The sequence below is a fragment of the Nigerium sp. genome (assembly GCF_039811905.1).
Taxonomy (GTDB): Bacteria; Actinomycetota; Actinomycetes; order Propionibacteriales; family Propionibacteriaceae; genus Propioniciclava.
Genome location: NZ_JBDHZL010000082.1, coordinates 1 through 11,497, shown reverse-complemented (window position 1 = coordinate 11,497; position 11,497 = coordinate 1). Strand labels below are relative to the sequence as shown.

At 72.2% G+C, this 11,497-nt stretch carries 9 protein-coding genes; 5 read left to right on the top strand and 4 right to left on the bottom strand.

Going from position 1 to position 11,497, the window contains the following annotated elements:
• The 3 genes from WMJ97_RS11755 to WMJ97_RS11745 form a co-directional block, all read right to left on the bottom strand.
• The coding region (locus tag WMJ97_RS11755; protein ID WP_347349187.1) for a hypothetical protein at positions 1 to 650 on the bottom strand (650 nt) is incomplete at its 3' end.
• Between the two features lie 803 nt (positions 651 to 1,453).
• The gene (locus WMJ97_RS11750; protein ID WP_347349186.1) at positions 1,454 to 2,215 is read right to left on the bottom strand and encodes a decaprenylphospho-beta-D-erythro-pentofuranosid-2-ulose 2-reductase; all 762 of its coding nucleotides are present in this window, start codon (positions 2,213 to 2,215) and stop codon (positions 1,454 to 1,456) included.
• A gap of 108 nt (positions 2,216 to 2,323) precedes the next feature.
• A complete protein-coding gene (locus tag WMJ97_RS11745) occupies positions 2,324 to 3,739 on the bottom strand; it encodes an FAD-binding oxidoreductase (RefSeq protein ID WP_347349185.1) in 1,416 nt (471 codons plus the stop codon).
• Positions 3,740 to 3,796: 57 nt separating this feature from the next.
• Here WMJ97_RS11745 and WMJ97_RS11740 point away from each other — a divergent pair, with 57 nt between their 5' ends.
• Positions 3,797 to 4,612: an MBL fold metallo-hydrolase gene (locus WMJ97_RS11740; protein WP_347349184.1), complete on the top strand. Its 816-nt coding sequence runs from the start codon at positions 3,797 to 3,799 to the stop codon at positions 4,610 to 4,612.
• A gap of 4 nt (positions 4,613 to 4,616) precedes the next feature.
• Here the strand turns inward: WMJ97_RS11740 and WMJ97_RS11735 are convergent, their stop codons facing one another.
• On the bottom strand, positions 4,617 to 7,586 hold the full coding sequence (locus WMJ97_RS11735) for a bifunctional [glutamine synthetase] adenylyltransferase/[glutamine synthetase]-adenylyl-L-tyrosine phosphorylase (RefSeq protein WP_347349183.1): 2,970 nt from the start codon (positions 7,584 to 7,586) through the stop codon (positions 4,617 to 4,619).
• Between the two features lie 219 nt (positions 7,587 to 7,805).
• Here WMJ97_RS11735 and WMJ97_RS11730 point away from each other — a divergent pair, with 219 nt between their 5' ends.
• The 4 genes from WMJ97_RS11730 to WMJ97_RS11715 form a co-directional block, all read left to right on the top strand.
• A complete protein-coding gene (locus WMJ97_RS11730; RefSeq protein WP_347349182.1) occupies positions 7,806 to 9,041 on the top strand; it encodes an HlyD family efflux transporter periplasmic adaptor subunit in 1,236 nt (411 codons plus the stop codon).
• On the top strand, positions 9,038 to 9,856 hold the full coding sequence (locus WMJ97_RS11725; RefSeq protein WP_347349181.1) for an ABC transporter ATP-binding protein: 819 nt from the start codon (positions 9,038 to 9,040) through the stop codon (positions 9,854 to 9,856). The genes WMJ97_RS11730 and WMJ97_RS11725 overlap by 4 nt, the downstream gene beginning before the upstream one ends.
• Positions 9,843 to 11,066, top strand: coding sequence for an ABC transporter permease (locus tag WMJ97_RS11720; protein WP_347349180.1), 1,224 nt, complete (start codon positions 9,843 to 9,845; stop codon positions 11,064 to 11,066). Before WMJ97_RS11725 ends, WMJ97_RS11720 begins: the two co-directional genes overlap by 14 nt.
• The coding region (locus tag WMJ97_RS11715; RefSeq protein ID WP_347349179.1) for a biotin/lipoyl-binding protein at positions 11,066 to 11,497 on the top strand (432 nt) is incomplete at its 3' end. The genes WMJ97_RS11720 and WMJ97_RS11715, both read left to right, overlap by 1 nt.

The window sequence follows — 11,497 nt, the reverse complement described above, 5'->3', positions numbered from 1 at the left end:
GGCTCCGGCGTCGGCTCCTCACACTCATCGCACGGGTCGGGCGTCGTGGGCTCGTCGCAATCGTCGGACGGCTTGGGCGTCGGGTTGGTCGGCTCCGGCGTCGTGGGCTCGTCGCAATCGTCGGACGGCTTCGGCGTCGGCTGCTCGTCGCAATCGTGGTCCTTGCCGGGCTTGTCGCCCTTGTGGCCGCGATCCTTGTCCCGGTCACCCTTGTGGCCGCGATCCTTGTCCCGGTCACCCTTGTGGCCGCGATCCTTGCCGGGCTTCTCGCCCTTGTCCTTCGCGGGCGTGGAGTCGGTCGCGCACGTGGAGTCGTTGCCCTTCCCCTGGTTGCCGTCGACGCAGTTGTCGCCGTCCTTGCCGGGATCCTTGGCGTTGCCCTTGTTCTCATCCACGGGAAGCTCGACCGCGCGGCCGTTGTTCGACTTCTCCGACCCCTTCTTGGTGTCGGCCGACTTGCCGTTGTTCGACTTCGCGTTCTCGGACTTGCCGTTGTTCGACTTCGCGTTCTCGGACTTCGCGGAGTTCTCGGCCTGCGGCGCCTTGGTCGCCTGCGCGGACGCACCCGACTCGGTGGCGGCCATCGCGATCGACGGCTGAACGGCGGCGACGCCACCCAACGCGAGCGTCGCGGTCGCGGTTGCGGACATGGCGATCCTGCCAAAAGCCTTGGCGTTCACTATGTATTCCCCCCGGAATCTTTTATGGTCCGGACACATCTCGCGCCCCCCAGCGCTTGAAAGACATATCCCCCGCGTAGTGGTCCGTCGCGGTAATGCCTATTCTTTACGCATACGAGGCCACGCCGCAAGCAAGACGGGACATCAAGTCGCCAAAGTCGCCCTCGGGGGTGACAGAGCGTGTGCAATAGCAAAGCAAATCGTCCCCCATTTCGGGGACACATCAATAGGGTCGCCTTCTGCCCCTGATTTGGCGCGAATCTCGAGAGGTTTCTACCTGACGTTCTCCACACTGGGGTGTGGAGAACGTCACACGGTCCCCACCGTCGACGAGACCGTCCCCCTCACCCCGGACGCCCCCCGGCACGGCCCCTGGCCACCCGGGCAGAGAACGGCCCGGATCGTCAGGAGTCCTTCCCCGAGATCAGGCGGCCTCCGCGGAATCACGCATCCCCCGCGGGGTCACGCGGAGGACGCGGCGCCCGGCCTCCGCGTGGCCCGGGCGCCGCGGGCGTCCGGGATCGTGGGCTCAGGCGTCCGCCCGGCTCTCGTCGCTCAGGACGCCGCAGCCGGCGTCCGCCTGTGGAGAGCATGCCGTGCCTACCCGCGCGCGCGTGCCGAGGAGTTCCTCACTGGTGCTGCTACCTCGGGACAGGAACGCCCCACAGAAACGTGTCCGAGAGCTCGCCGGTCCGGTCTGTCCACACGCACCTGTGTGACGTTCTCCACACTCCAGTGTGGAGAACGTCAGGTAGAAACGCACCAGAGGGGCGCTAGATCGGCAACCTCTTAAAGATGGGGGCCGGGATGTGCTTCAAGACCAACATCACGTACTGAAACGCCGGCGGCGCCCACACGAGCCCCTTGCCCTTCTTGGCCGAGGAGACGGCGAGCTTCGCGACGTCCTCTTTGTCGACGGTCAAGGGGGCCTCCTTGACGCCCGCGGACATCCGTGTGCGCACCTGCCCCGGCCGGATCACCAGCACGCTCACCCCCGCCTTCTCGAGCGCCTGCCCGAGGTTGCGGTAGAACCCGTCGAGCCCCGCCTTCGTGGCCCCGTACACGAAGTTCGATCGCCGCACCTTCTCGCCGGCCGCCGAGCTCATGACGATGATCTGGCCGAAGCCCTGGTTCTTCATCCGCTCGCCCACCAGGACGCCCACGCTCACGGCGCCGGTGAAGTTGATGTCGCACTCCAGGACGGCCTTGCGCTGGTCCTGCCAGAGCTCCTCCTGGTCGCCGAGGATGCCGAACGCGACCACCGCGACGTCGACGTCGGCCCCCTCCCACGCCTGCGCGATCACGCCCGGATGGCTGTCGGTGTCCGTCGCGTCGAAGTCGATCGTGGTCGCCGAGCGCGCGCCGGCGTCCTTCATCTGCTGAACGGACGCCTCCGTGCGGTCGTCCCCCGGCTGCACCGCCAGCACGACGTCGGCCGGCGCGTGCCGCAGGTACTCGGACACGATCGCGAGCCCGATCTCGGACGTCCCGCCCAGCAGCAGGATCTTGTTGGGGTTGCCCACGGCGTCGATCACGACTTCCTCCGTTGGTCGAGGGGACGCCGCCCGGCTGGGCGGGCGCCCCGGATGGTCAGGGGTGAGGGTTCAGGGATATGCGAGAGACGGGACGCGCGCACGCCCGCGTCAGAGCAGTTCGAGGCGCCGCGCCATGTCGGACGCGAACACCCCGTGCGGGTCGATCGCACGGCGCGTCGCGATCCACTGATCGATCTCGGGGTACATCGCGTGGAAGGTCTCCGCCGACGTCCGCGAATCCTTCGCCGTGTAGAGGCGCCCGCCGAACTCGAGGATGCGCGCGTCCAGCCCGTTCAGGAAGGTGTCGAGCCCCGGCTTGATCGGGAAGTCGACGCACACGTTCCAGCCCGCCATCGGGTAGCTGAGGGGGGCCTTGTTGCCCTCGCCGAACAGCTTGAACACGTTCAGGAACGAGTAGTGCCCCGACCGCTGGATGTCGAGGATGATCAGCTTGAACTCCTCCACCGCCTCGGGCGGCACGACGAACTGGTACTGCAGGAAGCCGTCGGAGCCGTACGCACGGTTCCACTCGCCGAACATGTCGAGCGGGTGGTAGAAGCCCGTCAGCGACTGGATGTGGTCGGTGTAATTGCCGCTCTTCAGGTACCACACCTCGCCCAGCGCGGTGAACGTCAGCTTGTTCGCGAGCCCGTTCGGGAAGACGTCGGGCAGCGTCACGAACGTCTTGCCCGAGAAGTTCAGCGGGTCGGCGGCCAGCTTCGGCGCGAGCTCCTTCAGCTCGTCCAGCGTCGCCAGGTTGCCGCGGGAGAGCGCCGCGCGGCCCAGCTTCGGCGGGCCGGAGATGGCGTCGAACCACGCCGAGCTGTAGTCGTAGCGGTGTTCCGACCCGTCGGAATGCACCGCGATCGTCTCGTCGAGGGTCTTCGTGACGACGCCGTCGGCCTTGAAGTACGCCGTCTCGGTGCGCGTCATCGACAGCGTCGCCTTCAGCACGATGCCCGTCAGCCCGACGCCGCCGACCGTCGCCCAGAACAGCGAGCCGTCGGGATCGTCGGCGCTGCCCTCGGGCGTCAGCGTCAGGACGCGGCCGTCGGCCACCAGCAGATCCATCGACGCCACGTGGTTGCCGAAGCTGCCCGCGGAGTGGTGGTTCTTGCCGTGGATGTCGTTGCCGATCGCACCGCCGACCGTCACCTGCCGCGTGCCGGGCAGCACCGACACCCACAGGCCGTGCGGGAGTGCGGCCTTCATGAGCGTGTCGAGGCTGACGCCCCCGTCGACGGTGACGGTCGCCGCGTCCGGATCGATGTCGTGGATCGTGTTCAGCGCCGTCATGTCGACGACCAGGCCGCCGCCGTTCTGCGCCACGTCGCCGTAGCTGCGGCCCAGGCCGCGCGCGATGACGCCGCGGCCGCGGCCCTCCTCGACGTCGGCTGCGGCCTGCGCGACCGCCTGGACGATGGTGTCGACGTCGGGCGTGCAGAGCACCTCGGCCGTCGTGGGCGCGGTTCGTCCCCAACCCGTCAGACGGGCGGACGTCGTGGGCAATCCGGTGGTAGTCATCGGCCGTCAGCCTACCCCCGCCCACCCCGTCGGGGGCGAGGACGCTACGGTGCCGGGGTGGAGATCACCCTGCTCGGCACCGGCGCCGCCGACGGCTGGCCGAACCCGTTCTGCCGGTGCGCCTCGTGCTCGTGGGCGCGCGAGGCGGCGGTCGTCCGGACGCCCACGTGCCTCCTCGTCGACGGACGCCTCCTCCTGGACGCCGGCCCGGCGCTCCCCCAGCAGGCCGTCGCCGCGGGGGTCGACCTGGCGGGCGTCCGGACGGCCGTCGTCACCCACGCCCACACCGATCATCTCGACCCGGCGTTCCTGCTGCACCGCGGGTGGGTCCGTGACGACCCGCTGACGGTCGCCGGGCCGCGCCCGGTCATGGACGCCTGCCACGACTGGCTCGACCCGGCGTCCACCGTGGTGACGCTGGCCGAGCTGACCGCCGGCGACGACGTCGTGCTCGACGGCTACCGCGTCACCGCCCTCCCCGCGCGCCACGAGGCGCTCGGCGAGTGCCTGCTCTACGCGCTCGAGGACGCCGACGGCGCGTCCGTGCTCTACGCGACCGACACCGGGCCCGGCTGGCTGGAGGAGGCGTCCGGCCTGCTCGAGGGACGCCGCTTCGACGCCGTCTTCTGCGAGGAGACGTTCGGCGACGCCGACCTCTCGCCGCAGCACCTCACCCTGCCGACGTTCGCCGCCGAGATCGGACGCCTCCGCGCCCTCGGCTGCGTCGACGACGCCACGCGGGTGGTCGCGGTGCATCTGTCGCACCACAACCCGCCGGGCCCCGAACTCGCCGCCCGCCTGGCGCGCAGCGGCGCCACGGCGCCCCCGGAGGGGACGCGGCTGCGGATCGCCCCGGCAGCCCGCACCCCATGACGGCTCACCGCCCGTCGAGGCCCCAGAAGACCCGGTCCATGACGCCGCGGACGAGCCGGGCGCCGCGCCGGTAGTCCTCCATGAACGCCGACGTGTGGCCCTTGTCGTAGCCGAGCACCTCGGCCAGGGGGCCGAGCTCGCGGACGTCGGACGGGATCGTGTCGGACGCCTTCGCGCGCACGAGCATGTTCGCGTTCCGGATCCGCGTGGCCAGCCGCCAGGCCGATCGCAGCGCCTCGGCGTCCGCCTCGTCGAGGAACCCGGCCGCGACCTCGGCGTCCAGCGCGAGCATCGTGGTCGGCGTCCGCAGGTCGGGGTACTCGGCCCCGTGCTCCACCTGGAGCAACTGGGCGGTCCATTCCACGTCGGTGAGCCCGCCGGGGCCGAGCTTCACGTGCCGCTTCGGGTCGGTGCCGCGCGGCAGCCGCTCGGCCTCCATGCGTGCCTTGAGCTTGCGGATCTCGGTGACCTGCTTGTGCGACAGCCCGCCCGCGGGGTAGCGCACCGGCTCGATCGCCGCGAGCAACTCCTCGCCCAGCTCGCGGTCGCCCGCGCCGACGCTGGCCCGGATGAGCGCCTGCCGCTCCCACGTCGCCGACCATTTCTCGTAGTAGCTGCGGTAGGAGGCGAGCGTCCGCACCATCGGGCCGCCTTTACCCTCGGGGCGCAGGTCGAGATCGACCTCGAGCACCGGGTCGGGGCCGGGCCGCGACAGCAGCTGACGAGCCGCCGAGATGATGCGCATGGCGCTCTTGGTGCGCTCGGGGTCGTCGGAGTCCTCCATGACGAACATGCCGTCGGCGTCCGACCCGTAGGCCACCTCGCGCCCGCCCCACCGGCCGAGCGCGATGAGCGCGAGCCGCGGCGGGTCCTGCTCGTCGCGCGAGGCGATCTCGAGCGCGCAGTCAAGCGTCGCGCCCATGATGTCGGACAGGGCCTGGCCCACCTGGTCGAGGGGGATCGTCCCGAGCAGGTCGCCCATCGCGACGCGCAGCAGCTCCCGCCGCCGGACGGCGCGGATGGCCGCGATCGCGTCCCCCGCCTCCTTCTGCCGGGACGCCGTCGACCGCATCGCCCGCGCGATCTCCTCCAGCGTCTTGGGGACGATCTCGCTGGGGTCGGCGAGCAACTGCACGTTCTGCGGCTCGCGCTTGAGCAGGTTCACCGCGTACCGGCTCGACGACAGGATGCGCGCCAGATTCTCGGCCATCGCACCCTCGTCGCGCAGCGCCCGCATGTACCACGAGGTGCTGCCCAACGCCTCGCTGACCTGCCGGAACGCGAGCAGGCCGTGGTCGGGGTTGGGCCCCTGGGCCAGCCACCCGAGCATCGCCGGGAGCAGCTGCCGCTGGATCTCCGCCTGCCGCGACACGCCTTGGCTCAGCGCGGCGATGTGGCGCAGCGCGGCCTTCGCGTCGGAGTAGCCCAGCGCGCGCAGGCGCGTCTCGGCGGCCTCCGACGTCAGGGTCACCGCGGCCGACGGGATGCGCGCGACCGCCTCCAGCAGCGGGCTGTAGAACATCCGCTGATGCAGGCGTAGGACGCGGCGCTTCGACTTCTGCCAGTCGCCGGCCAGCGACTCGGCGTCCCGCTCGCCCATGCTGCGCGCGGTGCGCCGCAGCGACGCCGCGTCCTTCGGCAGCAGATGGGTGCGGCGCAGGTGGAACAGCTGACCGCGATGCTCGAGGACGCGCTGGAAGCGGTAGGCCTCCCCGAGCCGCTGCCCGTCCTCACGGCCGACGTAGCCGTAGGTGATGAGCGCCTCCAGGCCGTCGAACGTGCCGCGCAGCCGCAGCCGATCGTCGGCGCGGCCGTGCACCAACTGCAGCAGTTGGACGGTGAACTCGGTGTCGCGCAGCCCCCCGGCGCCCAGCTTGATCTCGGAGTCGGCCTCCCGCTGCGGGATCAGCGAGATCACGCGGCGCCGCATCGCCTGCACCTCGGAGACGAACGCGTCGTCGTCCGCGACGCGCCACACCAGCGGCCACACCATGTCGACGAACCCCTGGGCCAGCTCGAGGTCGCCCGCCATCGGGCGGGCCTTGAGCATCGCCTGGAACTCCCAGTTCTTCGCCCATTTCTCGTAGTAGGCGCGGTGGGACGCCAGGCTGCGGACCAGCGGGCCCGCCTTGCCCTCCGGACGCAGGGCCGCGTCGATCGGCCAGATCGTGCCCGCCGCCGAGTGCGCCGAGCACACCCGCGAGAGCGCGCCGACGAGCTTCGACCCGATCGCCATCGCCTGGTCGGGCGTCGCCAGGTCGGCCCCGTCGGGGCCCTGGGCCGGCTCGGCGACGTAGAGCACGTCCACGTCGCTCACGTAGTTCAACTCGGACGCCCCCGTCTTGCCGAGGGCGACGACCGCCAGCCGGACGTTCGCCGAGCCCGGCACCTCCGCCCGGGCGAGCGCGAGGGCCGCCTCGACGACGCCGTCCGCGAGCAGCGCGAGTTCGCGCGAGACGCTCGGCAGGGCGTCCGTCGGACTCTCGGCCGTCAGGTCGCGGCCGACGACGCGGAGCAGCTCGCGCCGGTAGGCCAGCCGCAGGTCGTCGGCGCCGCGGGTGGCGACGGGCATCGCGGCGTCGGGATCGGCGCCCACCGAGCGCAGCAGGTCCGCGCGCAGGTCGGACGCCGGCCGCTCGCCGAGATCGCCGGCCAGCGCCTCCAGATGCTCGGGATGGACGCCCACGTGCTGGGTCAGCGCGGCCGACGCCCCCAGCACGCGGGCGACGCGCGACGACCAGCGCCGGTCGGCGACCACGCGCAGGAAGGTCTGGGGGGCTGCGGCCTGGATCCGGTCGAACCCGGTGAGCGCGAGGTCGGGGTCGGCGGAGGCGATGATCTCGGCGACCACCCCCGAACAGACCTCGGCGTCCACGCCCGTCGCGAGCCAGCGTTCGAGGATGGACACGGCGACGGCCGGCTCCACGAAGCCGCGGGCCGCCATGCGCCCGGCAGGTGTCGACATCCGCGTCATGACCGGCATCGTAACGGGGGGCGCGCCCGCGGGGGGAGGTCTCGACGCACGCCGATCGCCCCGCGCACCCCGGACGCCCGCCTGCCGGACGCCCCACGGACGGCCCGGCGCGACGCGGTGTCGCGGGCCCGGTTTGCCGGCCCCGCCGATGATCGGACGCCGCCCGGACCGGTTGGCGACGGCAGCTAGCATGACGGCGGACCGACGAACGGAGTCGCCATGAGTGCGGATCGAACCCGGCGCCCCAGCAGGCGCCTGCGGTGGGTGCTCGGCGCCGGTGCGGCGCTCCTCGTGATCGCCCTGGTGGCGGCGTGGGTCGCCTTCCGCCCCCGTGCCGATCGCACGGCCGGCACCGAGGTCGTCCGCGCGACGCGAGACACGCAGACCCAGACCGTCTCCCTCTCCGGGACGGTCGAGCCCAAGAGCAAGGCGAACGCGACGTTCAAGGTGCCCGGCACGATCCAAAGCATCGACGTCAAGGTCGGCGACACCGTGGCGGCCGGCGCGCGGCTGGCGTCCGTGGGCACCCGCGACCTCCGGGACGCCGTCACGCTGGCCCAGGCGAACCTCTCCGCCGCGCGGGCCCAGGCGTCCAGCGCGCGCAAGGCGAGCTCCGCCCGCGCGGCCCAGGTCGACGCGGCCGACGCGCAGGTGCGCGCGGCGCAGGCGTCCCTGACGAACGCGCGCAACCGGCTGTCGGACGCGACGCTGACGGCCCCCATCGCCGGCACGATCGCCGAGGTCTCCTACGACGTCGGCGACGAGGTGGCGGGCGTGTCGGCCTCGCTGCCGTCCGGGCTGTCGTCCGGCTCGTCGGGGTCGATGGGCGGCTCGACGGGCGCGTCGGGCGCGAGCGGCCTCCCCGCCGGCCTGTCGGGGCTCTCCGGGGCCGGCTCCACCGGCTCGAGCACCGGCCAGATCGTCATCGTCGCCACCGGCTCGTGGCAGCTCAACGCGAGCGTCGGCACCGCCGACCTGCCGTCGCTGAAGCACGGGCAGAAGGCGTCCATCACGCCCACCGGCACCTCGCTCACCGTCCCCGGCACCGTCGACACGGTCGGCATCGTCGCCGAGCAGCAGTCCGGGGCGGCGGCCACGTTCCCGGTCACGATCGCGGTCGACGAGCGCACCGACAAGCTCTTCTCCGGCTCCAGCGCGGACGCCGTCGTCACGGTCGGCACCTTCCCCGACGTGTTGACCGTGCCCGACCAGGCCGTCACGACGAACGGCGGCGCGTCCAGTGTCCAGCTCGTGCGCGGCACGGTCGTCACCACGCAGCAGGTGCAGGTCGGCCGCCACTTCGCGGGCCGCGCCGAGATCACGTCGGGGCTCGCGGAGGGCGACTCCGTGCAGGTCCCGCGCGGCATCGTGGTCACCCGGCCGCCGGCGCCGGCCTTCGGGCCGGGCGCGGCGGCGTCCACGGCGGGCAGCCCGTCTCCCACGGCGAGCCGATGATGGGGACGCCGCTGCTGCACATGGCCGGCGTCCGGAAGACGTACGACACGGGCGCGGTCGCCGTCGAGGCGCTGCGCGGCATCGATCTCGACGTGGGCGAAGGCGAATACGTCGCGATCATGGGGCCGTCCGGGTCGGGCAAGTCGACGCTGATGCACATCATCGGGTGCCTCGACGTCCCGACGGCCGGCAGCTACGAGCTGGGCGGCGTCGAGGTGGCGAGCATGAACGAGAAGCAGCTCGCCGAGGTGCGCAACGGGCGCATCGGGTTCGTCTTCCAGCAGTTCAACCTCCTGCCGTCGCTCACGGCCCTGCGGAACGTCGAGCTGCCGCTCATGTACGCGGGCGTCGGAGGGGCCGACCGGCACCGGCGCGCGCGGGAGGCCCTGACGCGCGTGGGGCTGGAGAACCGCGTCGACCACCGTCCGGGGGAGCTCTCGGGCGGCCAGCAGCAGCGCGTCTCGGTCGCGCGGGCGCTCGTCACCGACCCGACGCTGATCCTGGCCGACGAGCCGACCGGCAACCTCGACTCGGTCTCGACGCGCGACGTGCTCACGCTGTTCGACGAGCTGCACGACGCCGGCCGGACGATCGTCCTCATCACCCACGAGGCCGACGTCGCCACGCGGGCGTCCCGGGTGATGCGCATCGACGACGGCCTGCTCAGCGTCGGCGGCATGGGGCTGCCCCACGAGGAGGACGCCCGCCGGGAGGAGGCGTCCGAGCCCGACCCGACCAGGGCCTTCGCCCGGCCGGTCACCGACGAGGACGCGGCGGACGCACCGACGGAGGTGATCCCCCGTGGGCTGGCGTGAGACGACCCGCACGGCGCTGGAGGCGCTCGCCGGGCACCGGATGCGGTCGCTGCTGACGATGCTCGGCATCCTGATCGGCATCGCCGCGGTCATGCTCACCGTGGGGCTCGGCGAGGGCGCGCGGCGCCAGATCAACTCCGAGATCGACAAGCTCGGCTCCAACCTGCTGATCGTCATGCCGGGGGCGACGGCGTCCATGACCGGGCTGCGCTCGGCGGGGACGGCCCTGACGCTCACGCTGGACGACGCGGCCGTGCTGCAGGATCCGAGCGTCGCCCCCGACGTGTCCGGGGTCGCCCCCATCGTGACGACGCGGGGGGCGCTGCAGGCCGGCACGGAGAACTGGTCGACCCAGGTGGTCGGCACGTCGACGCAGTGGGCGCCCGTCCGGTCGCGGACGCTGGCCGACGGCCGGTTCTTCAGCGACGCCGAGGCGTCCGCGGGCGCGTCCGTGGCGGTGCTGGGGCCGACGACGGCGGCGCAGCTCTTCAACGATCGCCCGGCGATCGGGCAGCGGATCACGGTCAACAGCCAGACGTTCACCGTCGTCGGGGTGCTGGCCTCGGTCGGCACGAGCTCGATGTCGAACGACGACGACACGGTGCTCGTGCCGCTGTCGACGTACGCGGCGCGCATGGCGACGGGCAACACGCGCTCGATCAACGCGATCTACGTGGCCGCCCGCGACAAGGACTCCATCTCGTCGGCCTATCAGGAGATCGAGCGGGCGATCGGGGCGAACCACGGCACGACGCCCGGCGACGCCGACTTCTCCATCATGACGTTCCAGGCGCTGATGGCCGCCGCCGACTCCATGACGAGCGTCCTGACGACGCTGCTGGGCGGCATCGCGGGCATCTCGCTGCTCGTCGGCGGCATCGGGGTCATGAACATCATGCTGGTCAGCGTGTCCGAGCGGGTCCGCGAGATCGGGCTGCGCAAGGCGCTCGGGGCGACGCCGGCGCTGATCCGGCGGCAGTTCCTCGTCGAGGCGGCGATCCTGGGGCTGCTGGGCGGCCTCATCGGCGTCCTCGTGGGCCTGTCGGGCGCCCTGCTGCTCACCCCGCTGCTCGGGTTCAGCGTCGTGTTCTCCCCGAGCGCGACCCTCATCGCCCTCGCCGTTTCGCTGACGATCGGGCTCGTCGCGGGCGTGTACCCCGCCTCGCGCGCGGCGAAGATGGCGCCCATCGACGCGCTGAGGAGTGAGTGATGAAGAAGAAACTGCTCACCCGCGTGCTGCCGGTCGTCGTCGTGCTCGCCCTCGTCGTGGGCGCGATCGCGTGGGGCGTGGCGCACCGCCCGGTCACCCAGGCGTACGTCACCGCGCCGGCCGCGCGCGGCGACGTCGAGCAACGGTTCGTCGCGAGCGGCGAGGTCGAGCGGACGAACACGTCCAAGCTCACCTTCGACACCCCCTCGACCGTCGCGTCGGTTTACGTCAAGGTCGGCGACCGCGTGAGCCCCGGGCAACCGCTCGCGGCCGTCGACGACGGCCCGCTGCGCCTCTCGCTGCTGCAGGCCCAGGCGCAGCTCGCGCAGGCCCAGGCCTCCCTGGACGCCAACCGTCGCGCCCAGCGCTCGGCCTCCGCGGCCCCGGCGGCCGCACCGGCACCCGCGCCGGCAGCCGCGCCCTCCGCGTCG